This window comes from Micromonospora aridisoli, assembly GCF_056150025.1.
Window position 1 is genome coordinate 74,959 of sequence record NZ_JAXCFK010000002.1, and the last position, 21,144, is coordinate 96,102.

20 protein-coding genes are annotated in these 21,144 nt (G+C 72.2%); 11 read left to right on the top strand and 9 right to left on the bottom strand.

Annotated features, from left to right (window positions below):
* Positions 1-39: 39 nt before the first annotated feature.
* The gene (gene ddaH, locus SM447_RS03825) at positions 40-873 is read right to left on the bottom strand and encodes a dimethylargininase (protein ID WP_474571328.1); all 834 of its coding nucleotides are present in this window, start codon (positions 871-873) and stop codon (positions 40-42) included.
* 59 nt (positions 874-932) lie between these two features.
* On the opposite strand from ddaH, the gene SM447_RS03830 reads away from it, so the two are divergent.
* The 3 genes from SM447_RS03830 to SM447_RS03840 all read left to right on the top strand — a co-directional run bounded on the left by SM447_RS03830 (position 933) and on the right by SM447_RS03840 (position 4,443).
* Positions 933-1,391 carry an Lrp/AsnC family transcriptional regulator gene (locus tag SM447_RS03830; RefSeq protein WP_164448819.1) on the top strand — a complete coding sequence of 153 codons (459 nt, stop codon included), beginning with the start codon at positions 933-935 and terminating at the stop codon, positions 1,389-1,391.
* Positions 1,392-1,448: 57 nt separating this feature from the next.
* Complete coding sequence (locus tag SM447_RS03835; RefSeq protein WP_474571329.1) at positions 1,449-3,368, top strand: beta-propeller domain-containing protein; 1,920 nt, start codon at positions 1,449-1,451, stop codon at positions 3,366-3,368.
* 118 nt (positions 3,369-3,486) lie between these two features.
* Positions 3,487-4,443: a zinc-binding dehydrogenase gene (locus SM447_RS03840; RefSeq protein WP_474571330.1), complete on the top strand. Its 957-nt coding sequence runs from the start codon at positions 3,487-3,489 to the stop codon at positions 4,441-4,443.
* Positions 4,444-4,449: 6 nt separating this feature from the next.
* On the opposite strand, the gene SM447_RS03845 is transcribed toward SM447_RS03840, so the two are convergent.
* The 3 genes from SM447_RS03845 to mobA all read right to left on the bottom strand — a co-directional run bounded on the left by SM447_RS03845 (position 4,450) and on the right by mobA (position 6,508).
* Positions 4,450-5,529 (bottom strand): T3SS (YopN, CesT) and YbjN peptide-binding chaperone 1, encoded by a 1,080-nt coding sequence (locus tag SM447_RS03845; RefSeq protein ID WP_474571331.1) that lies wholly within the window; start codon positions 5,527-5,529, stop codon positions 4,450-4,452.
* A gap of 89 nt (positions 5,530-5,618) precedes the next feature.
* Positions 5,619-5,903 (bottom strand): DUF6457 domain-containing protein, encoded by a 285-nt coding sequence (locus SM447_RS03850; protein ID WP_474571332.1) that lies wholly within the window; start codon positions 5,901-5,903, stop codon positions 5,619-5,621.
* Positions 5,900-6,508, bottom strand: a complete 609-nt coding sequence (mobA, locus tag SM447_RS03855; protein WP_474571333.1) for a molybdenum cofactor guanylyltransferase — start codon at positions 6,506-6,508, stop codon at positions 5,900-5,902. Before mobA ends, SM447_RS03850 begins: the two co-directional genes overlap by 4 nt.
* A gap of 231 nt (positions 6,509-6,739) precedes the next feature.
* Between mobA and fdhD the strand changes: the two genes are divergently transcribed.
* Positions 6,740-7,594: a formate dehydrogenase accessory sulfurtransferase FdhD gene (gene fdhD, locus SM447_RS03860; RefSeq protein ID WP_474571334.1), complete on the top strand. Its 855-nt coding sequence runs from the start codon at positions 6,740-6,742 to the stop codon at positions 7,592-7,594.
* A 26-nt stretch (positions 7,595-7,620) separates the two neighbouring features.
* Here fdhD and SM447_RS03865 read toward each other — a convergent pair whose 3' ends face one another.
* The 3 genes from SM447_RS03865 to SM447_RS03875 form a co-directional block, all read right to left on the bottom strand.
* Entirely contained in the window at positions 7,621-8,328 is a 708-nt protein-coding gene (locus tag SM447_RS03865; RefSeq protein ID WP_474571335.1) for a GAP family protein, read from the bottom strand.
* A gap of 117 nt (positions 8,329-8,445) precedes the next feature.
* The gene (locus SM447_RS03870) at positions 8,446-9,480 is read right to left on the bottom strand and encodes a DUF4192 domain-containing protein (protein ID WP_474571336.1); all 1,035 of its coding nucleotides are present in this window, start codon (positions 9,478-9,480) and stop codon (positions 8,446-8,448) included.
* An 89-nt stretch (positions 9,481-9,569) separates the two neighbouring features.
* Positions 9,570-10,364 (bottom strand): alpha/beta fold hydrolase, encoded by a 795-nt coding sequence (locus SM447_RS03875; protein WP_474571337.1) that lies wholly within the window; start codon positions 10,362-10,364, stop codon positions 9,570-9,572.
* Positions 10,365-10,497: 133 nt separating this feature from the next.
* On the opposite strand from SM447_RS03875, the gene SM447_RS03880 reads away from it, so the two are divergent.
* The 7 genes from SM447_RS03880 (at position 10,498) to SM447_RS03910 (ending at position 19,573) form a co-directional block, all read left to right on the top strand.
* Positions 10,498-11,409 carry a fructosamine kinase family protein gene (locus tag SM447_RS03880; protein ID WP_474571338.1) on the top strand — a complete coding sequence of 304 codons (912 nt, stop codon included), beginning with the start codon at positions 10,498-10,500 and terminating at the stop codon, positions 11,407-11,409.
* Positions 11,406-12,413: a GTP 3',8-cyclase MoaA gene (gene moaA, locus SM447_RS03885; protein WP_474571339.1), complete on the top strand. Its 1,008-nt coding sequence runs from the start codon at positions 11,406-11,408 to the stop codon at positions 12,411-12,413. The genes SM447_RS03880 and moaA overlap by 4 nt, the downstream gene beginning before the upstream one ends.
* 2 nt (positions 12,414-12,415) lie before the next feature.
* Positions 12,416-12,664, top strand: coding sequence for a MoaD/ThiS family protein (locus SM447_RS03890; RefSeq protein WP_474571340.1), 249 nt, complete (start codon positions 12,416-12,418; stop codon positions 12,662-12,664).
* Positions 12,665-12,677: 13 nt separating this feature from the next.
* Complete coding sequence (locus SM447_RS03895) at positions 12,678-13,985, top strand: metallophosphoesterase (RefSeq protein ID WP_474571341.1); 1,308 nt, start codon at positions 12,678-12,680, stop codon at positions 13,983-13,985.
* A gap of 61 nt (positions 13,986-14,046) precedes the next feature.
* On the top strand, positions 14,047-17,241 hold the full coding sequence (locus tag SM447_RS03900) for a UvrD-helicase domain-containing protein (RefSeq protein WP_474571342.1): 3,195 nt from the start codon (positions 14,047-14,049) through the stop codon (positions 17,239-17,241).
* Positions 17,242-17,731: 490 nt separating this feature from the next.
* On the top strand, positions 17,732-18,196 hold the full coding sequence (locus tag SM447_RS03905; RefSeq protein ID WP_474571877.1) for an LppU/SCO3897 family protein: 465 nt from the start codon (positions 17,732-17,734) through the stop codon (positions 18,194-18,196).
* A 135-nt stretch (positions 18,197-18,331) separates the two neighbouring features.
* A complete protein-coding gene (locus SM447_RS03910) occupies positions 18,332-19,573 on the top strand; it encodes an AAA family ATPase (protein WP_474571343.1) in 1,242 nt (413 codons plus the stop codon).
* Positions 19,574-19,645: 72 nt separating this feature from the next.
* Here SM447_RS03910 and SM447_RS03915 read toward each other — a convergent pair whose 3' ends face one another.
* Both SM447_RS03915 and SM447_RS03920 read right to left on the bottom strand, forming a co-directional pair.
* A complete protein-coding gene (locus SM447_RS03915; protein WP_474571344.1) occupies positions 19,646-19,849 on the bottom strand; it encodes a DUF397 domain-containing protein in 204 nt (67 codons plus the stop codon).
* On the bottom strand, positions 19,846-20,613 hold the full coding sequence (locus SM447_RS03920; RefSeq protein WP_474571345.1) for a DUF5753 domain-containing protein: 768 nt from the start codon (positions 20,611-20,613) through the stop codon (positions 19,846-19,848). Before SM447_RS03920 ends, SM447_RS03915 begins: the two co-directional genes overlap by 4 nt.
* Positions 20,614-21,144 lie beyond the last annotated feature (531 nt).

The window sequence follows — 21,144 nt, forward strand, 5'->3', positions numbered from 1 at the left end:
CCGGCCCCACCTGGGGCCGGCCTCGTCGTTCTGACGGGCTCAGAACCGCAGTTCGGCGATGCAGCACTTCACGCTGCCACCGCCCTTCTTCAGCTCGGCCAGTTCCACCGGCACCGGTGTGTAGCCGGCCGCCTTGAGGCGACCGGCGAGCCGGGTTGCCTCGCTGTTGAGCACCACGTTGGCACCGTCGCTGACCAGGTTCAACCCGAAGGCGAGGGCGTCCTCGTCGTCCGCCAGCACCGCGTCGGGGAAGAGCTGGGTGAGCACCCGCTGGCTGGCGGCCGAGAAGGCGCCGGGGTAGTAGACGACGTTGCCGTCGTCGATCGAGGCGAGCGCCACGTCCAGGTGGTAGAAGCGCGGGTCGACCAGCCGCAGCGAGATCACCGGCCGGCCCAGCGCCTCCTGGGCCTCGGCGTGTGCCGGCAACTCCGTACGGAAGCCGTGGCCGGCCAGGATCAGCCCGCCGTGCGCCTCCGGCAGGTACGCGAAGTCACCCTCGCCCTCGTTGGTCTCGTTCGGCGCGATGAACCGCCAGCCCTGCGACTCGTAGAAGGCCCGGTGCGTGGCCGCCTCGGCGGCCCGCTGCTGGTGCTTGAACTGCGCCCCGTAGACCGTGCCGTCGACCATGAACGCGCCGTTGGCGGCGTAGACCATGTCCGGCAGGCCGGGCTCGGGCACCAGCAGATGCACCTCGTGGCCGAGGCCGACCAGGGTCTCCCGCAGGCGGTCCCACTGTTTGACCGCCAACTCCGCGTCGACCGTGGCGGTCACGTCCATCCACGGGTTGATCGCGTACTCGACCGCGAAGTGCTCGGGAGAGCACATGAGATATGTCCGCTTTCGCGGCACTCGCTGCTGGTTCACGGTGACCAAGGGTAGGTACGGTAGAACTTTGGTAACAGCCGCAAACATTGCTTCCCAGAGGCGGAACATTGCAGATCGACGCCGTAGACCAGCGAATCATTGCTTTGCTCGTCGCTGACGCTCGCGCCTCGTACGCGGACATCGGCACCCGGGTGTCGCTCTCCGCTCCCGCGGTCAAGCGACGCGTCGATCGTCTGCGGTCGGCCGGAGTGATCCGGGGATTCACGGCCATCGTCGACCCGGCCTCGGTCGGGTGGACCACCGAGGCCTTCGTGGAGCTGTTCTGCGCCGGCCGGACCACACCGGCTCAGATCGGCGCCGCCGTGCGTCGTCACCCCGAAGTGGTCGGTGCGTACACCGTCTCCGGCGAGGCCGACGCGTTGGTGCACCTGCGGGCCGCCGACATCGCGCACCTGGAGGAGGCGCTGGAGCGGCTGCGGGCCGAGACGTTCGTGACCTCCAGCCGCAGCACCATCGTCCTCTCCCGGCTGGTCGAATCCCCGGGGGTCGGCCCCTCCACCGGCTGACCCGGAACCCGCCGGGACGGATGGAACCGGACGCCGAGTCGCCGCGTCGAACCGCCCATGAAACGGGGAGCCAAGGTCGTCACTGCCGGCGGGTCGCTGGTCGCGCTGGCGCTGCTCGCCGGCAGCGTGGCCGTGTCGCAACCCGCGCCGACGGGTCCCGACTCCGCCGGAACACCGATGGTGCCGGTCGGCCTGGTCAGCTTCGACTCCTGTGCCGACGCCCTCACGGAGCTGCGTAGCGCGGCCGCCGCCTCCGTCGGCCCGTACGGCTTCGCCGGTGACTCGGTCCTGTTCGGCGACCGGGCTGCGGCGATCGGTGGCGCGGAGTCGGTGGCCCGCACCTTCGCCGGGGCACCGGGCGAGGCCGGCGTGGACGCCTCCGCAGGTCACTCGACCACGAACAACCACGAGGCCGGCGCGGACGAGCCCGACCTGGTCAAGACCGACGGTCGACGGATCGTCACGGTCACCGGCGGCGTGCTGCGGGTGGTCGATCCGGTGAGTCGGAGTGTCACCGGTCGGCTCGACCTGACCGGCGGCCGGGAGGATCTGCGCTGGCACGAGCATCGGATGCTGCTGCTCGGCGACCGTGCGCTGGTGCTCACCGAGGAGATGGTCGTCCCCGCCGACGTGTTCCGATCGGTCCGCCGGCCGGACACCCGTCTGCTCCTGGTCGACCTGGCCGAACGGCCCCGACTGCTCGGCACGTACCGGATCCAGGGCAGCACGGTCGACGCCCGGCTGACCGGAGACACGGCCCGGGTGGCGGTCCGCGCGCCCGCCCGACTGGAGTTTCCGATCGCCGATGAGGGCAGCGATCCGGTCCGGACCAAGCGCAACCGTCAGGTGATCTCGCGGGCCGGGGTCGAGGCGTGGCTGCCGGAGTACGAGTGGACGGCCGGACCGGAGCGGCACACCGGGCGGGTGGGCTGCGACCGGCTCAGTCGGCCGGAACGGATGACCGGCTCGTCCACGCTCACCGTGCTCAGCTTCGACCTCACCGCGGACCGACTGGGCGACGGCGACCCGGTCGCCGTGGCCGCCGACGCCGACACCGTCTACGGCACGGCGACCAGCCTCTACCTGGCGGGTCAGCGTCCGATGCCGCTCGTCGGCACACCCCGCTGGCGGCCGTCGTCGGCCGAGCAGGTCACCGACATCTACCAGTTCGACACCGCCGCGCCGGGCCGTCCGCGTTTCCTCGCCGCCGGCTCGGTGCCCGGCTGGCTGGTCAATCAGTACGCGCTCTCGGAGTGGGCGGGGCACCTGCGGGTGGCCACCACCACCGGTGAGTTCTGGGGCGAGGGGCGCGCGTCCGAGTCGGCGGTCCGCGTGCTGCGTCGCGAGGGCGGATCACTGGTAGCGGTCGGCGTGGTCGGCGGCCTCGGGCGGGGTGAACGCATCTACTCGGTGCGCTACCTCGGACCGGTCGCGTACGTGGTCACCTTCCGGCAGACCGATCCGCTGTACGCGCTCAACCTGGCCGACCCGGCCGCACCCGTGGTCACCGGCGAGTTGAAGATCACCGGCTACTCGGCGTACCTGCATCCGCTGCCCGAGGGTCGCCTGCTCGGCGTCGGGCAGGAGGCCGACCGCCAGGGCCGCGCCGAGGGCGTACAGGTGTCCCTCTTCGACGTCCGCGACCCCACCCGGCCGACCCGGCTGGACCAGTGGCACCTGCCCGGCGGGTGGTCCAACGCCGAACACGACCCGCACGCCTTCCTGTACCGGCCGGACAACGGACTGGTGGCGCTGCCCGTCGACGCCGGTGTCCGGCTGCTGCGGGTGGACGACGACACGATCCGGGAGATCGGCGAGGTGACCCACCCGGCCGGGGGCGACCACGACCGGGGGTGGGGCCCAGCGGTACGTCGGTCGTTGGTGATCGGTGACGTGCTCTGGACGGTCTCCGACGCGGGCGTACGCGCCACCGACCCGGCCTCGGCCCGGAGCCTGGCCTGGATCGCCGCGACCTGAACCTCCCTCCCCCGCGGGTGGGGCCCGGTTTCTCGGGGTTTCCGGGCCCCACCCGCCTTGACCTCAACCACGCTTCAAGTGATCGACTCGAAGAGAAGCGTCGGTTGGGGGGAGAGCCATGCGGGCGGTGTGGATCCACGAGTTCGGCGGTCCCGAGAAGCTGGTGCCGGGCACCGCTCCCGATCCCGTACCCGGGCCGGGTCAGGTGCTGATCGACGTGGTCCACACGAACATCACCTTCGTGGAGACCCAGTTCCGGGCGACCGGTTTCGGGCCGTCGGGCACCACCCTGCCGGTGATCCCGGGCAACGGCGTCGGCGGCGTGATCAGTGGGGTCGGGCCGGGCGTCGACCCGGAACTGGTCGGCCGACGGGTGGTCAGCGGCACCGGCGGCTCCGGTGCGTACGCCGAACGGGTCGCCGTCGACGCGTCGCTGCCGGTGGCGGTACCGGACGGCTTGCCGCTGGACCAGGCGGTGGCCCTGCTCGCCGACGGGCGTACGGCTTTGATGCTGGCCGACGCGGCCGGGCTCCGGCCCGGCGACCGGGTGCTCGTCGAGGCCGCCGCCGGTGGAGTGGGCGGCCTGCTGGTCCAGCTCGCGGCACGCGCCGGTGCCCGGGTGGTCGGGCTCGCCGGCGGTACGCGCAAGGTTGCGCTGCTGCCGCCGCTGGGTGCTCAGATCGCGGTGGACTACCGGGAGCCCGACTGGGCGGGGCGGGTACGGTCGGCGGTCGGCGCGGTCGACGTGGTCTTCGACGGGGTCGGGGGCGAGATCGGGCGGGACGCGTTCGAACTGCTCGACCGGGGTGGCCGGATGCTCAGCTTCGGACTGGCCAGTGGCGAGTGGGCCGGCATCGACGCGGAGACCGCCGTCGGACGAGGTGTGACCCTGCTCCGGCCGACGCCGACACCTGCTCAGCTGAGGGCGTACACCGAGCGGGCGCTTGCCGAAGGAGCGGCCGGGCGGTTGCGCGCGACGATCGGCCAGCGGTTCCCGTTGGCACGCGCAGCCGACGCGCACGCGGCGATCGGGGCCCGGTCGACGGTCGGCAAGACCCTGCTCGACGTGCGCTGAGCGTCGTCACAGGTACATGCCGGTGCGGTGCTCGCCACGCCCCGGCTTGTCCCCCTCGCCGAAGAACCGCTTGCCGCCGAACTCGCCGTGCAGACGGTCGTCCAGTTCGTCCGCGAGCCCGGTCATCACCTGCACCGCCAGCATCAGGTGCGTCGGCTGGAAGTTGCGCCCGAAGACCGGGATCGACGCCCACACGGTGTCGTCGGCGCAGTAGAGGCGACCGATCGGCATCCGGTTGGTCAACTCGGAGAGCTTGACGTAGAGCCGCTCGGTCGGCTCGACCTCGGTCAGCACCGGAGAGAAGACGTCGACCAGGGGCGGGTTGTCCCGTACCCGGACGAAGACCATCGCCGAGCCGGCCCGGATGTTGATGTCACCGTCGGAGTCGACCTGGAGCCGGTCGGAGTCCGACTTCAGCATGGTCGAGACGACCGTGCGGACCCGCTCGGCCAGATCCAGCACCTCGGTGTCGGCCTCGGCCTCGTCGGTGGCGGCCAGGGCCTTCTCCAGCTCGGCACCGATCTCCCGCGCCAGGTTCGCCTCGCTGCGGGCGGTCCCCAGTGCCGGCCCGGGAATCGGTTCACCGTCGCCGTCCTCGATCGCGTAGACGAGGAAGGCCGGATGCGGGGCCCCGTAGATGTCCCGCAGGGTGCGAGACAGGAGTGCGGCCAGTCGGGTGGTCTCGTCGGTGGCGCAGTCGAGCCCGAACAGGTCGCCCGAACCGTCCACCACCCCCGGCGGCGACCAGCCCAGCGCGACCATGTCGGCGACCGCCGCGCGGTCCAACCGGTAGCCCTGGGGCAGCGTCGCGTTGCCCACCGCCCGGGCGGCGAACCGGCCCTCCGGCCGAACCTCGACGTAGACGGAGTAGACGGCGTCATCGGTCCCGGAGGCGGTCGGGTCGAGGGTCAACGCCACCTCCGCGCCGGGCGGCAGCGTGGACAGCCGGTCCGCCAGCGCCCGGGCGAACTCCCGCCACGCGTGGGTCACCTTCGCCCGTAGGTCGGCCGTGCTCGGCTCGTCGAGCAGGATCGACTCGTGGTGCGCCGGCGTGCCGGGCGGCGCCGAGGGGTGGTCAGCCGTCATGATCGCCTCCGTCCGTTCCGGTCACCCTACCCAGCCGGCCGCTGGCGGGGATCAGCGCGGACCGTGATCGGACAACGACCCGGAGGCGGTCAGTCGTGGTCGGATCCGACCGGGTCGGTACGCGGTTGCCGGTCGCCGCCCAGCTCTACCGGCCAGGTGCCGGCCAGGGCCGTCAGAGTGGCCGCGGCCGTGGTCGGGTCCGCGCCGCGCCCGACGGCCAGACCGAGCAGATACGCGGTTACCGGGGCACCCGGTCGCAGCACCTGGTGGGCCACGTCCCGAGCGAGGTCCAGCACGGTGGGCACCGGCACCTGCGTGGGGTCGAGACCCAGCTCGGTGCAGGCGGCCGTCACCCAGTCGTCCATCACCGTCATCGCGTCCACTCCTCTGCCCGACGTAGATCACGCTCAGTGTCGCAGTCGAACCAGGGCGCCGGGCCGGCACCGCGCCACGCCACCTCGCGCACGATCAGGCCGGCGAGCAGTTCCCGCAGCGGTGCACCGGTCACGTCGCCACCACGCTGAACGGTCAGTCGATCGAGAGCGACACACAGTGCCGCCGGCCGCCATACCCCGCACAGCGTCTGCCGCCGCCCCGACCCGTCCACGAAGCAGACCCCGTCGGGCGGGCGGTCAGGGTCGCCGCGGAGCAGGTGGTCCAGCAGCTCGCCGATGGCTGACCGGGTCAGCAGGGGAAGGTCGGCGGCGAGCAGGGCGACGGCGGGCACATCGGTGTCGAGCAGGGCCACCCCGGCCGCGACGGCCGCCACCGGCCCACCGCCCGGCGGTTCCTCCCGGGTGAGCCGCACCCCGGCGATGGCCGGCCCGGGGCCGACCAGGATCCGGGGCGACGCGTCGGCCACCGCAGCGAGCACCCGCTCCCGCATCGGCACCCCGCCGACCGGCAGCACCGGCTTGTCCCGCCCGCCCATCCGGCGCGCCGCGCCGCCCGAGAGCACCACCGCCGCGTACGCCGTCATTGCGCCACGTTAGCCGTCCGCACCATCCCCGCGGCCACAGCGGCGGCGGTCATGGTAGCCAGCTCCTGTCGAGCTGAACGCACAGGCGGATCGCGCCTCGAACCCACGGCTGACGGCCCAGCTGGATCAGCTCGACAGTGCGACCGCAGACATCCGGGCGCTACGGGTCGCGGGGGTCAGAAGCCCGAGACCGTGCACGGGCGGGACAGGCCGTTGGGGCAGGATGGTGTGGTGGGACGGGCTTCGGAGCGGCGCAGCGTCGTGCGGGTTGACCTGGATGCGGCGGAGGCCGGCCGGCGTCGGGTTCGGCGGCCGGACACGGTCGCCGCCGAGGAGCCCCTGGAGATCCGGGTCGGTCCCGGCGGGCCCGGGCGACGGCCGCCGCTGACTGTCACCATGCGGACCCCCGGCGCCGATCTCGACCTGGCCGTCGGTTTCCTGCTCACCGAGGGGTTGATCCGCTCGGCGGACGACGTGTCCACCGCCCAGTTGTGTGCCGGCACGGATACCCCGAACACCTACAACGTGGTCGACGTGACCCTCGCACCCGGCGTGCCGGACCCGGTAACCGACGCGACCCGGCACTTCCACACCACCAGCGCCTGCGGGGTCTGCGGCAAGGCGAGCATCGACGCGGTGCGTACCCGGTCACTCTTCGACGTCAGCGACGACCCGCTCAGCGTGCCCGCCGAACTGCTGGCCGAACTGCCGCAGCGGCTGCGGGCCGAGCAGCGCGGCTTCGACCGCACCGGCGGACTGCATGCCGCGGGCCTGTTCACCGCGGATGGCGAACTGGTGGTGCTGCGCGAGGACGTGGGTCGGCACAACGCGGTCGACAAGGTCGTGGGCTGGGCGGTACGCGAACGCCGGCTGCCGCTGGCCGGGCAGGTGCTGCTCGTGTCGGGTCGGGCCAGTTTCGAGTTGACCCAGAAGGCGTGGATGGCGGGTCTACCGCTGCTCGCCGCGGTTTCGGCACCGAGCACCCTCGCGGTCGACGTGGCCACCGAGGCGGGGCTGACCCTGGTCGGCTTCCTCAGGGAGCGAACGATGAACGTCTACACCGGCGGGCACCGGGTCACCGGCTGACCATGATCCCGGGCTGGGCCCCACCGTCAGCGGGCCAGCATCTCGAACAGCTCCAGCCGGGCCGCCGCGTCGCGGGCGATCAGGAAGCCTGCGATGCCCAGCACCCAGCCGAGCATGCTGCCCGAGGAGCGGACGATCCACGCGTTGAGCCGGTTGAGCACCGGCTCGACCCGGCGTGGCCAGGCGACCCGAGCACCCAGCAACAGCATCGCCGGCAACACCATGACCAGGCAGTAGCCGACGAGCAGTGCCAGGACGGTGGAGACGGCCAGCCCGGAGGTGGTGAGCAGGCCCAACGCGCCGAGGTAGGGCAGCATCGTCGCCACCTCGGCCAACGCGGCGAACAGTGCCAGCCCCACCAGCCAACGCGACGACGAGTCACCGGCGGTCACCCGGTCCCGCCAGCGCAGCACCCGACCCGTGCCCGCGCCGCGCTTGCCGTCGTAGCGGAAGCTCAGCGCGAAGAGACCGACACCGAGCACCAGTTGGCCCCAGAGCACCGGCCGGTTGTCCAGCGCACCGCCCAGCAACTCGGCCAGGCCGCTGCCACCGAAGTAGAGCAGCACCCCGACCACGAAGTAGAAGCCGGCGATGGTGCCGAGGTAGGTCAGGACCCGCCGGACGCTCACCGGCCCCGGGGCGAGCAGCAGCCACACCGGGATGAACAGGGTGCCGATGCTGGTGCTGTCGACCAGGGCCAGGCCGGCGAGGGACAGCAGCAGGGCCACGCTCATGCCGTCCCCGGGGCAAGCTCGGACATGCGGCGATTATCCGGCACCGCCGCCAGGTCGATGACCCCGCCAGGGACTCGGCGACGCCGTGACCCACCGGATCTGCTCGGTCGGTCGTCATCACGGGCGTCGTCGTGCGCGCCGCCTCGCCCGGCGTCGCGCCCGGGGCAGCCCGGTCGCCGGCCAACCGTCCAGCCGCGACGGGGGCACACCCCGGCGGAGCAGATCGTCCAGCAGCAGAGCGAGCGAGTAGTCGGGATGCTCGGCCAGCACCCGTTCCAGCGCCACCGCCGCCAACGCGCCCTGCCCGTCACGCCAGGCGGCGAACGCGAGCAGAGAACCCGGTGCGGCGATCAGCTCCGGCTCGGCCCGGCGTAGCAGCTCGGCCCAGAACGCGACATCCTCGTCCCGGCCGTCGGTGCGCTCCCAGGCGTGGTCGCGCACCGGTAGGTGGGTCAGGAGCAGGCAGAGCCAGGCCACCTCGTCGTCGGTCAGGCACTCGCCGCCACGGTGGCGCCGCTTGGTGGCCCGCAGCGCCGCCGTGCCGGCCGCTCTCAGCGCCCGGGCACCGAGCAGGTCGGTGGAGGGTGCCGCCGCCAACAGGTCGGTGAGCCGTTGCTCCGCGCGTCCGACGGCGTGCCGCATCGCCTCCCCGCCGGCCGGTGCCACCTGCGCGGCGAGCGCCGCCCGGTCGGGCAGGGCCACCTGTCCGGCGAAGACCGCCGCGGCGGGTACCGCGCTGGCCTGCGGGTCGTACGGGCTGCCCTCCGGCGGACAGCACTGCGGCTCGTCGCAGAGGTAGGACCACCAGCGCCCGTCGGTGACCCGTAGCGCGTCGAGAACTGTCAACCCCGCCTCGGCCAACGCGGCTCGGACCACGTCCACCGCCGGGGTCACCCGGGCGGCCGGGCCGTACCCGATCACGGTGGCCGCGTCGGCGCCCTGCCGGGCGGTCACCGCCGCGATGTGCTGGCCGGGCTCGTAGGGGTCGCCGTCGCCGGGCAGGTCGCCGCGCGCGGCGAAGACGATCCGCTTGCCGGACAGCGCCACCACCACGATGCTGTCGGCCGGATGGAAGCCGAGCAGGTACGGCACGGCGGCGATGAGGTCGGCGGGAGAGCGGACGGACAGTCGGGGCAGGTCGGTCGAGTTCATGCAGGCAGCCTGCGAGGCGACGGGTGAGCGCCGCTGCCCCTGTGGACGACACGCGGGTTATCCACAGCTACGGACCGTGTTCTGCCAGGTCACACGCGATCGGCGGCCGCCCAGAAGTCGGCGAGCAGTCGGTTGAATGTGGCCGGTTGCTCGCCCTGCGGCTCGTGTGCCGCGTCGGCGACCCGCACAAGTCGCCCGCCGATGTGTTCGGCGACGCGCGCGCCGACCCGGCGCATCACCTCGGCCATGCCCGGCCGGTAGCCGGGTGGCACGATCTCCCACCCACCGACCACGACAAGCTTCCCGAAGGCCGACTCCCGCAGCGGTTCCGTCGCCAACTCGGCCAGCCAGCAGGGTCGCTCACCCAGCGCGGTCCGTGCCGCCCGTAGCAACCAGGCGGCAGGTTCCGGGCGAGGCCGTTCGCCGTAGGCCAAGTCGACGTACTCCGCTGGGCTCCCCTGGCGGGCGCCTGCCATGAACCTGCGACCGTCCGCTATGGCGGCCGCCACGACGGGATCATCGGCGGCGACCGTGTGCGCGCACGGCTCGATGAGCGTCAGCGAGCGGACCAGGTCGGGCCGGGAGGCGGCGGCGAGCATCGCCACCGTGCCGCCGTACGAGTGGCCGACCAGGTGGGCTCCGGTGCCCAACAGCGCCACGATGTCGGCGGCATCGACGGTGTAGTCGCTCGTCACGTCGCTGTCGTCGAGGTCGGGGCTGGCGCCGAAGCCGCGCCGGTCGGGCAGCAGCACCCGACGGTGTACGGCGAGGGGCCGTTGATGCTCGAACGCACGGCCGGCCCAGGTGAAGGTGCCGTGGACGAGGATCGCCGGAGTTGCCGACGCCGGACCCTCCCAGACCGTGACGCTTATCGGCGGCCGCACTGTCGCACCCTATCGACAGAGCGACTGTCGACGGCGGACCCGACGGGTCGCCCGCTCATCACCGCCGAGCCGAAACGCTACAAGGGGTACGCCGTCGACGTGGTTCCCGTCGGTTAAGCGATACGTTGCGGGGATGGATCTGGCGTACCTGCGGGCGCATCCGGAGCAGTTGCCGACCTTCCTGACCCACCAGCGGATCAGGGAGACGCCGGTGTCCGGCGGCGACATCTGCTCGGCCTCCCGGCTGACCCTGGACGACGGTCACTCGGTGTTCGCGAAGACCTGGCCGGAGAACGCGCGGCCGGTGCCGGAGGGGTTCTTCGCCACCGAGGCGGCCGGCCTGCGCTGGCTTCGCGAGGCCGGTGCCGTCGCCGTACCTGAGGTGCTGGTGGCCTTGCCGGACCTGCTGGCGCTGGAATGGATCGAGCCGGGCGAGTCGGGTCCGGAGGCCGCCGAACGTTTCGGTCGGGAGCTGGCCGAGTTGCACCGGGCCGGCGCCCCGGCGTTCGGCGCCCGGTGGCCGGGGTTCATCGGGGCGCTGCCGGCGGACAACACACCCGACGACGGTCCGTGGGCGGAGTGGTTCGTGCGGGCCAGGCTGCTGCCGTACCTCCGCCGCTCGGTGGACGGCGGAGCCCTGAGCAGTGCCGACGCCGCCCTGGTCGAACAGGTGATGGCCCGGATCGGCGAGTTCGGCGGCGACGAGCCGCCCGCCCGGATCCACGGCGACCTCTGGCCGGGCAACCTGCTCTGGGGCGGTGACGACCGGGTCTGGCTGGTCGACCCGGCGGCGCACGGCGGACACCGGGAGACCGACCTGGCGCAGCTGGCGCTCTTCGGGGGCCCTCCGCACCGGGATCGGATCCTGGCGGCGTACCAGGAGAGCTGGCCGCTGGCCGACGGCTGGCGCAGCCGTGTCCCGCTGCACCAACTGCACCTGCTGCTCGTGCATACCGCGCTCTTCGGTGCGGCGTACCGCGATTCGGTAACCCGGAGCGCCCGGGACGCCCTTCGGGGGGTCGACCGCGCTACCGTCGAGCGGTGAGCCTGCCCCCGCCGACCGGTCTCGTCGACCGGTACGGCCGCGTCGCCCGGGACCTGCGGGTGTCCCTGACCGACAAGTGCAACCTGCGCTGCACCTACTGCATGCCGGCCGAAGGGCTGCCCTGGCTCGCCGGGCCGCAGCTGCTCACCGACGACGAGGTGGTCCGGCTGATCCGGGTCGCGGTGTGCCGGCTCGGGGTGGACGAGGTGCGGTTCACGGGGGGTGAACCGCTCATCCGACCCGGTCTGGTCGGCATCGTCGAAGCCGTCGCGGCGCTCGAACCGCGCCCCCGGATCTCGCTGACCACGAACGGAATCGGCCTGGACCGGCTCGCTCCCGCGCTACGCGCCGCCGGCCTCGACCGGGTCAACGTCTCGCTGGACACGCTGGATCGGGAGCGCTTCACCCGACTCACCCGCCGGGACCGGCTGGCCGACGTGCTGGACGGTCTGGCCGGGGCGGCCGCCGCCGGACTAACCCCGGTCAAGGTCAACACCGTGCTGATGCGCGACGTCAACGACGACGAGGCGGCAGCACTGCTGCGCTTCGCCCTCGACCACGGCTACGAGCTGCGGTTCATCGAGCAGATGCCGCTGGACGCGCAGCACGGCTGGGACCGCGCCGCCATGGTCACCGCGGACGAGATCCTGACCGCGCTGCGTGCCGCGTACGATCTCAGCCCTGACCCGACCGAACGCGGCACCGCCCCCGCCGAGACCTGGCTGGTCGACGGCGGCCCGGCCCGGGTCGGTGTTATCGGCACGGTGACCAGACCGTTCTGCGGCGACTGCGACCGGACCCGGCTCACCGCCGATGGACAGATCCGGAACTGCCTGTTCGCCACGGAGGAGTCGGACCTGCGCGGCGCGCTGCGGGCCGGGGCCGACGACGAGGAGCTTGCCCGCCGCTGGCGGTCGGCGACGCTCACCAAACGGGCCGGGCACGGCATCGACGATCCAACCTTCCTGCAACCGACCCGGCCGATGTCGGCCATCGGAGGCTGACCATGGCGAGCGTCACCGTCCGTTACTTCGCCGGAGCCAGGGCGGCGGCCGGCCGTGCCGAGGAGACCGCCACCGCGGGACGGTCGCTGGAGGAACTGGTGGCCGAACTGGCCGAACGGCACGGCGAGCGCATGGTGCCCGTGCTGGCGGTCTCAAGTTTTCTGATCGACGGCGTGACCTGTCATGATCGGAGGCAGCCGCTGCCGGCCGGGGCGACGATCGACGTCCTTCCTCCCTTCGCCGGTGGCTGAGGGGGATCCACACGTGTTCGCGGTACTCGGCTTCGTGACCACCCTTGCCGTGATCACCGGGCTGATCCATCTGTACCTGTGGAAACGGCTGGTCAAGGACACCACCACCGCCGGCCGCTGGCGACGGGCCGGCACGATCACCGCGGTCGTGCTTGCCCTGCTCGTGCCGGCGACCATGGTCGGCACGCGAGCGGGGATGTACTGGCTCGCCTGGCCGGGCTATCTCTGGCTCGCGCTGATGTTCTACCTGCTGGTGCTGCTCGTCGCGCTGGAGATCCCGATGCTGGTGACGCGGCTGGTGCTGCGCCGCCGGTCGGCCCTGGCCACGCCGGAGCCGGTCCTGGTCGGCGTCGCCGGTGCGCCCGCATCCGGGCCGGCGGCCGACGAGCCGACCGCCGCCGACGAACCGACCGGGCCGCCTCAGCCGGCGAGCGGCGGTCCGGCGGATCCACCGGCCGCTGGCGCGGTCGGCCCCGACCACGACCCGGGACGTCGCCTGCTGCTCGCCCGCGGTGCCGCGATCTTCGCCGGGCTCACCGCCACCGGACTGGTCGGCTACGGCGTACGCACCGCGATGGGTCCGCCCCAGCTGGACCGGGTACAGATCCCGCTGGCCAAGCTGCCTCGCAGCATGGACGGTCTGCGCATCGCCACGGTCTCGGACATCCACATCGGCCCGCTGACCGGCCGGGCGCACACCGAGCGGATCGTGGCGGCCATCAACCGGCTCGACGCCGACATCGTCGCCGTGGTCGGCGACCTGGTCGACGGCACGGTGGCCGAGCTGGGTGACGACGCGGCTCCGCTGCGCGGGCTGCGGTCCCGCCACGGCAGCTACTTCGTCACCGGCAACCACGAGTACTACTCCGGCGTGGAGGAGTGGGTGGCCGAGGTCGACCGGCTCGGGCTGCGGGTGCTCCAGAACCGGCGACTGGAGATCGCCACCCGCGGCGGTGTGATCGACCTTGCCGGCGTCAACGACGTCTCCGCCACGGGCAGCGGAGTCTCGGCGCCGCCGGACTACCGCGCCGCGCTGGGCGACCGTGACCCCTCCCGACCGGTGGTGCTGCTGGCCCACCAGCCGGTGGCCGCGCTGGAGGCGGCGAGGTACGGCGTCGACCTGCAACTGTCCGGCCACACCCACGGCGGCCAGATCGTCCCCTTCAACCTGCTGGTCAAGCTGGAACAGCCGGTCGTCTCCGGGCTCGGCGAGGTGGACGGCACGAAGGTGTACGTCACCAACGGCGCCGGCTTCTGGGGGCCGCCGGTGCGGGTCGGGGCGGAGCCTCAGATCACCCTCGTCGAGCTGCGCTCGGCATAGCGCAGCTCACCTCCGTGCGTGGCGCCGAGCGGGAGCGCGGCCGGTCGTGGCAGGATGCGGCGTGCCCCCGTTCGATGCCGTACCCCCCGGTGGCCTTCCGCCGTTCGTCGCGGACCTGCACATCCACTCGAAGTACTCGCGGGCCTGCAGCCGCGACCTGACCCTGCCGAACCTCGGCTGGTGGGCGCGACGCAAGGGCATCGCGGTCCTCGGCACCGGCGACTTCACCCACCCCGCCTGGTACGACCACCTGCGTGAGACGCTGCACCCCGCCGAGCCGGGCCTCTACCGGCTGTCGCCGGAGGCGGAACGGGACATCGCCCGCCGGCTGCCACCCCGGCTGGCCAGCGAGGCGGAGAGCGACCCGGTCCGGTTCATGCTCAGCGTGGAGATCTCCACGATCTACAAGCGGGACGACCGGACGCGCAAGGTCCACCACCTGATCTACCTGCCGGACCTCGACGCGGTGGGCCGCTTCAACGCCGCGCTCGGCCGGATCGGCAACCTGGGCTCCGACGGCCGGCCCATCCTCGGCCTGGACTCGCGCGACCTGCTGGAGATCACCCTGGAGGCGAGCGGGGACGGCTACCTCGTTCCGGCGCACATCTGGACCCCCTGGTTCTCAGCCCTCGGCTCGAAGTCCGGCTTTGACGCGATCGCCGACTGCTACGCCGACCTGGCCGACCACATCTTCGCGGTGGAGACCGGGCTCTCCTCCGACCCGGAGATGAACTGGCGGGTCGGCAGCCTGGACCGCTACCGGCTGGTTTCCAACTCCGACGCGCACTCGCCACCCGCGCTCGCCCGCGAGGCCACGGTCTTCGCCGCGCCCCGGGACTACTTCGGCATCCGGGAGGCGCTGCGTACCGGTGACGGGCTGGCCGGAACGATCGAGTTCTTCCCCGAGGAGGGCAAGTACCACGCCGACGGTCACCGGCTGTGCGGGGTGAACTGGGCACCGGAGCGTACCCGGGAGGCCGGCGGGCGCTGCCCGGAGTGCGGCAAGCCGCTGACGGTCGGCGTGCTGAGCCGGGTCGAGGACCTGGCCGACCGGCCCGAGGGATACCGGCCGGAGCATGTCCCCGAGGTGACCCACCTGATCCAGCTCGCCGAGATACTCGGCGAGATCAACAAGGTTGGTCCGCGCTCCAAGCGGGTCGAGGGGAAGCTGACCGAGCTGGTTGCCGCGCTCGGGCCCGAGCTGGAGATCCTGACGCGTACTCCGCTGGACGAGATCGGCCGGGCCGGTGGCGAGCTGCTCGCCGAGGGCATCGGCCGGCTCCGGCGCGGCGAGGTCCGCCGGGTGCCGGGCTACGACGGTGAGTACGGCGTGATCACCCTGTTCGAGCCGGCGGAGTTGAGCGGCACGAAGGTTGCCGCCGGGCAGGAGACGCTGTTCGACGTGCCGGTACCCGCCCAGCGACGCGCCCCGGAGGCCACGAAGACGGACGTCGGTGCGAAGCGGTCAGCGGTGAAGCCCGAACCGAAGCGCAAGTCGGTACCCCCGGCGCCACCGATCGCGCCAGCGCCATCCCCGCACGAACCGTTCGAGCCGATGCTCGCCGGTATGGAGGAGGTCGGCACCGGCCTGCTCGACCGGCTCGACGCGATGCAGCGGGTGGCCGCCTCGGCCCCCGGCGGCCCGCTGCTGATCGTCGCCGGACCGGGCACCGGCAAGACGCGGACGCTGACCCACCGCATCGCGTACCTCTGCGCCGAGCTGAACGTCTTCCCCGAACAGTGCCTGGCGATCACGTTCACCCGGCGGGCCGCGGAGGAACTGCGGCACCGCCTCGACGGTCTGCTCGGGCCGGTCGCCGAGGACGTCACCGTCGGCACCTTCCACTCGCTCGGGCTGACCATTCTGCGCGAGAACGCCGAGGTCGCCGGTCTGCCCGAGAACTTCCGGATCGCCGACGACGCGGATCGGGCGACCGCGCGGACCGACGCCGGAGACGATCCGGCCCGGTACACCGCCCTGCTGCGCAAGCAGGGCATGGTGGACCTGGACGAGCTGCTCACCCTGCCGGTGGCGCTGCTACGGGAGGACCGGAGGCTGGTCGACCGGTACCGGGAGCGGTGGCGGTGGATCTTCGTGGACGAGTACCAGGACGTCGACGCGGTGCAGTACGAGCTGCTACGCCTGCTCAGTCCGGCCGACGGGAACCTGTGCGCGATCGGCGACCCGGACCAGGCGATCTACTCGTTCCGGGGTGCCGACGTCGGGTACTTCCTGCGCTTCTCGCAGGACTTCACCGACGCGAGGCTGGTCCGACTGAACCGCAACTACCGCTCCTCCGCGCCGATCCTCGCCGCGGCGGTGCAGGCCATCGCGCCGTCCTCGCTGGTCCGGGGTCGCCGGTTGGATCCCGCCCGGTTGGATCCCGAAGCGCCGCTGGTCGGTCGGTACGCCGCGGCCTCCGTCGCCGACGAGGCCGACTTCGTGGTACGCACCGTGGACGAGCTCGTCGGTGGCCTGTCCCACCGGTCGCTGGACTCCGGTCGGATCGACGGCCGGTCGACCACGCTGTCCTTCTCGGACATCGCGGTGCTGTACCGCACCGACTCGCAGGCCGCGCCGATCGTGGACGCCCTGGCCCGGGCCAACATTCCGGTGCAGAAACGCTCGCACGACCGGCTGCGGGACCGTCCCGGAGTGATGGCCATCGCCCGCGAGCTGCGCCACGCCTCGGGCCTTGAGGGTGCCCTGCCCGCCCGGGTACGCCTCGCCGGCCAGGTGCTCGCGGACCGGTTCGCCGTCCCGACCCTGGACGGGTCGGGCGGGGTACGTCCGGAGGATGTCCGCACCGCTGTCGACCTGCTGACGCCGCTGGCCCGCCGGTGTGGTGACGACCTGGAGATGTTCCTGTCGCAGCTCGCCACCGGCGCGGAGGTGGACGCCCTCGACCCGCGGGCGGAGGCGGTCACCCTGTTGACCCTGCACGCCGCCAAGGGGCTGGAGTTTCCGGTGGTCTTCCTGGTCGGTGCCGAGGACGGGCTGCTGCCGCTGCGCTGGCCCGGCACCACACCCGACGAGGCTGCGGTGGCCGAGGAACGCCGACTCTTCTTCGTCGGGCTGACCCGCGCCCAGGACCGGCTCTACGTCAGCCACGCCGCCCGCCGGGTGCGACAGGGCTCGGAACGGGACTGCCGCCCGTCGCCCTTCCTCGACGTGGTGGACCCGGGCCTGTTCGAACGCCTCGGCGACAGCGACGGACCTCGGCGACCGAAGGACCGCCAGCTGCGCCTCATCTGAGAGTGTTCACCGGTAACCACGGTGGGTGGCATCGGTGCCGTTACCCTTCGATGACGTGGGCGACGCCGAAGGCCGGCCGCCATCCACCACCAGTTGCACCCGACGGCTCAGGAGGGCGTGCATGGCGAACTACGGACCACCGGGCCCAGGTCCGCAGCCGTGGCACGAGCCCCGACCCGGTGAGTGGTACGGCCGCGGCCAGTCGCCCGAGCCTGAGCCGCCCTATGACCCTGACCGGACCTACGAGTCCGGTCAGACCTATGAGTCCGGTCGCACCTACGGTGGTCAGGTCTACGGCGAGGGCCGAGCATACGGCTCGGGCCAGGACCACGGTTCCGGGTGGAGACATGGCTCCGGCTACGAGCCCGATCAGGGTTACGGCTCCGATCAGGGGTACGGGTACGGGCCGGGGCAGGCCGCGCAGTCATCGGGTGCCTGGGTGCCGTCCGCGCACCAGCACGACGCGGAGACCGGGTACGCCGGCACACCGGTGCCCCCGCCGGAGCGCAGGCGCGGTCGGATGCTCGTCGTGCTGGCAGCCGTCCTGGTACTGGTGCTGGGCGGGGTGACCGCGACCTACCTGCTGGGGCAGGACAACGAGACCCCGACCCCGGTCGCCGCGCCGACCGAGGAGGTGGCGTCCGAACCGGACGCGCCTGACGACGAGGAGGTCCCTCCCGACGAGCCGGCCCCCGCCTCGTCCGCCGACCCCCGGTTCGTGCAGGCCGGGCAGTGTGTACGCAACGACGCACCGGCCGGCGGCAAGCCCAAGCTGCTGTTGAGCGACTGTGTGCCGAGGTCGTACGAGGTGCTGCGGCGCTTCGACGGCGAGACCAGCGGTGAGCGGGACGCCGAGGAGAAGTGTGCGGCGGTCGACGGTTACACCAACTGGTACTTCTACGACAGCGAGTTGGACTCCCTCGACTTCGTGCTCTGCCTCAAGCAGCGTGACTGACGGGTCGATTACCAAAACTAGTGCTGTCTAGCCTGGAGGCTAGACAGCACTAGTTTTATGTCGAGGGCAACACGCCGATACCGCCGTCTATCCATGTCTAGCCTCCCCTCTAGACGGCCCGATACTCTGCGATGCGTGGATCCGGTCCGCAACCCGTACGCGCCGGGCGCCGGCCAGCGCCCGCCCGAACTCGCCGGGCGGGGGCGCGAACTGGACGTCTTCGACATCGTGCTGGAACGCATCGCGCGGGGCCGACCGGAACGCAGCCTGATGTTGACCGGGCTGCGGGGCGTCGGCAAGACGGTCCTGTTGAACACCCTGCGGTCCCAGGCGATCAACCGGCTCTGGGGCAGCGGCAAGATCGAGGCGCGACCGGATCAGTCGCTGCGCCGGCCGATCGCCGCGGCCCTGCACATGGCCGTCCGGGAGCTGGCGCCACGGCACCGGGCACCGGAGCGGATCGACGCCTTCCTCGGGGTGCTCAAGGCATTCGCCCAACGCGGTGCCCCCACCGGTCGGGGCGGGTCGGCACCGAAGCTGCGTGACCGGTGGCAGCCCGGCATCGACGTACCGGCGGCCAGCGGACGGGCCGACTCCGGCGACATCGAGATCGACCTGGTGGAGCTGCTCACCGACGCCGCATCGGTCGCCAGCGACGTCGGCACCGGTGTCGCCATCTTCATCGACGAGATGCAGGACCTCGGGCCGGAGGACGTCTCCGCGCTCTGCGCCGCCTGCCACGAACTCTCCCAGCTCGGCGCGCCCCTGATCGTGGTCGGTGCCGGCCTGCCGCACCTGCCGGCGGTGTTGAGCGCGGCCAAGTCGTACTCCGAACGGCTGTTCCGGTATCAACGCATCGACCGGCTCGACCGGATCGCCGCCGACCACGCCCTCTGCGCACCCGCCGAACGGGAGGACGTCGAGTACGAGGCGAAGGCACTCGACCTGCTCTACGAGAAGTCCGGCGGCTATCCGTACTTCGTCCAGGCGTACGGAAAGGCGACCTGGGACCACGCGCCCCGGTCACCGATCACCGTGGCCGACGTCCGGGTCGCGGCACCGGAAGCCGAGGCCGAGCTGGCCGTGGGGTTCTTCGGATCCCGCTTCGAGCGGGCGACTCCCGCCGAGCGGGAGTACATGCGGGCGATGGCGACGCTCTCGCTGGTCGAGGGCGCGGCGGACGGCGGCGGACGGGACGACATGGACGCGGCGGTGCCGACGTCGGAGATCGCCCGAGCCCTCGGCCGCAAGCCCGCCAGCCTCTCTCCGGCCCGCGACGCGCTGATCAAGAAGGGCCTGATCTACTCCGGCGAACGCGGCACCGTTGCCTTCACCGTCCCGCACTTCGGCCGCTACCTGCGCACCCAACCCGCCTGACGCAGCCGTCGATCGACGACGGGCCGGATCTGTGGCAGCGCAGCAAGCCCGGCCCCGGCGTGTCGGGCACCTTTACTGCCACAGATCCGTGGGGCGGTCGGTCTTCGCCAGCTCGACGAAGCCCCGCCACGCCGCCGGCTGGAAGCTGAGCGTGCCGCCGTCACGGTCCTTCGTGTCCCGCACGAGAACGACGCCGGGAAGGTTGTCGGCGACCTCGACACAGTTCCCGCCATTGTTGCCGCTCTTGCTGCTCTTGTGCCACTGCGCGCCGGTCATGTCCATGATGCTGCCGCTTCCCTGAGAAGGTCCAGGGACTGCGCCCGTGACAGCGCCTCACCACGGATGCGTTCCCACCTGCGGGCCAGGGTAGCAACTTCCGCAGGCTGATCGATGATCTGTGATTCGGCCTGGCTGTCGGCGTGCCCGAGCACGCTGCCGTCGTCCATCTCGGCGAGGGTGAAGGGCCCGCCCAGCCCGGGGTACATCCCCACCGACGCGGGTACGACGTGGATCGAAGTGGTGGGCTGCGCGCCGCACGCCACCAGGTGCTCGCACTGCTCACGCATGAGCGCCCGGTCACCGTAGGCGGACCGGCGCAGCACCAGCTCGTCAAGCACCACCACCAGCATCGGTGGGTTCTCCCGGCGCAGAATCGCCTGCCGATGCAGGCGAGCCTCCACCAGCCGTCCGACGTCGTCGGTGGTCAGTTTCTCCCCGGCCAGGGTCGCCCGCGCGTACGCCTCGGTCTGGAGCAGGCCCGGCACCCAGGTCAGCTCGAACCAGCGCAGCGCCACCGCCTCGCGCTCGATGTCCACCCACCGCCGGAACCACGCCGGCTCGCGCCGCTTGAGGACGTCCGGCCACAGCTCGGTTACCTCGCGGCCGAGTACCTCGGCGACCCGCCGCCGGGTCTGCGGACGCGGGATGCGTCCATGGCTTGCCCACCGCGCGGCGGTCTTCGCGTCGACACCGACCTGCGCTGCGAGAGTGTCGGCGGTTTCGCCCGCCTCGGTCATGGCGGTGACGACGGCACGATTCATTCCGCGTTCCTTCCTGAACGTCCGGGGACACTCAGCATCCACTCCGATACGGGGTGTAGGCGGAAAGGAATCGCCGGCAGGGTGGAAATCAGAACGGCACGCGCCAGTGGCGATCCCCCCGAACCCGCTGGCCGTGCTGTCGGGGCCGCCCCCCATCCGGCGAGCACCTGTCGGGGGCGGCCCCACCCGACCTCTCCTGGCGACCGAGGAGGCACCCGTGACCCCAGCGCCGGCACGTTGTGCGGTGACCGGCCGTCGGGAGGACGGGACTCCCACCGTCCCACCCGGCGTGTACCTGCTGAACCGGGCGGCGTCCCCGCAGTTCCACGCGCCGATCGTGGTCCGGGTGATCCGCGAGCTGCCCGACCGGCACCCGCCGTACGGCTGGACGTGGCTCGACTGCTACCAGCTCGACCGGCACGGGGATGCGATCGAGAAGCGCCAGTTGTTCGTCATGCCGGAGGGGATCCGCCCGGTGCGGCTTCCACCGGTCCCGTACGCCGCTCGACCCGCTCCGGCGCTCGACGTGAA

Excerpts from the sequence above, each read along its gene's own strand:
- SM447_RS03890 (WP_474571340.1), top strand. The coding sequence starts at position 12,416 with ATGGCGAGCGTCACCGTCCGTTACTTCGCCGGAGCCAGGGCGGCGGCC.
- SM447_RS03845 (WP_474571331.1), bottom strand. The coding sequence starts at position 5,529 with ATGACGGCTGACCACCCCTCGGCGCCGCCCGGCACGCCGGCGCACCAC.
- SM447_RS03865 (WP_474571335.1), bottom strand. The coding sequence starts at position 8,328 with ATGAGCGTGGCCCTGCTGCTGTCCCTCGCCGGCCTGGCCCTGGTCGAC.
- SM447_RS03880 (WP_474571338.1), top strand. The coding sequence starts at position 10,498 with ATGGATCTGGCGTACCTGCGGGCGCATCCGGAGCAGTTGCCGACCTTC.
- mobA (WP_474571333.1), bottom strand. The coding sequence starts at position 6,508 with ATGACGGCGTACGCGGCGGTGGTGCTCTCGGGCGGCGCGGCGCGCCGG.
- SM447_RS03840 (WP_474571330.1), top strand. The coding sequence starts at position 3,487 with ATGCGGGCGGTGTGGATCCACGAGTTCGGCGGTCCCGAGAAGCTGGTG.
- SM447_RS03850 (WP_474571332.1), bottom strand. The coding sequence starts at position 5,903 with ATGACGGTGATGGACGACTGGGTGACGGCCGCCTGCACCGAGCTGGGT.
- SM447_RS03915 (WP_474571344.1), bottom strand. The coding sequence starts at position 19,849 with ATGACCGGCGCGCAGTGGCACAAGAGCAGCAAGAGCGGCAACAATGGC.
- SM447_RS03870 (WP_474571336.1), bottom strand. The coding sequence starts at position 9,480 with ATGAACTCGACCGACCTGCCCCGACTGTCCGTCCGCTCTCCCGCCGAC.
- SM447_RS03920 (WP_474571345.1), bottom strand. The coding sequence starts at position 20,613 with ATGAATCGTGCCGTCGTCACCGCCATGACCGAGGCGGGCGAAACCGCC.
- SM447_RS03835 (WP_474571329.1), top strand. The coding sequence starts at position 1,449 with ATGAAACGGGGAGCCAAGGTCGTCACTGCCGGCGGGTCGCTGGTCGCG.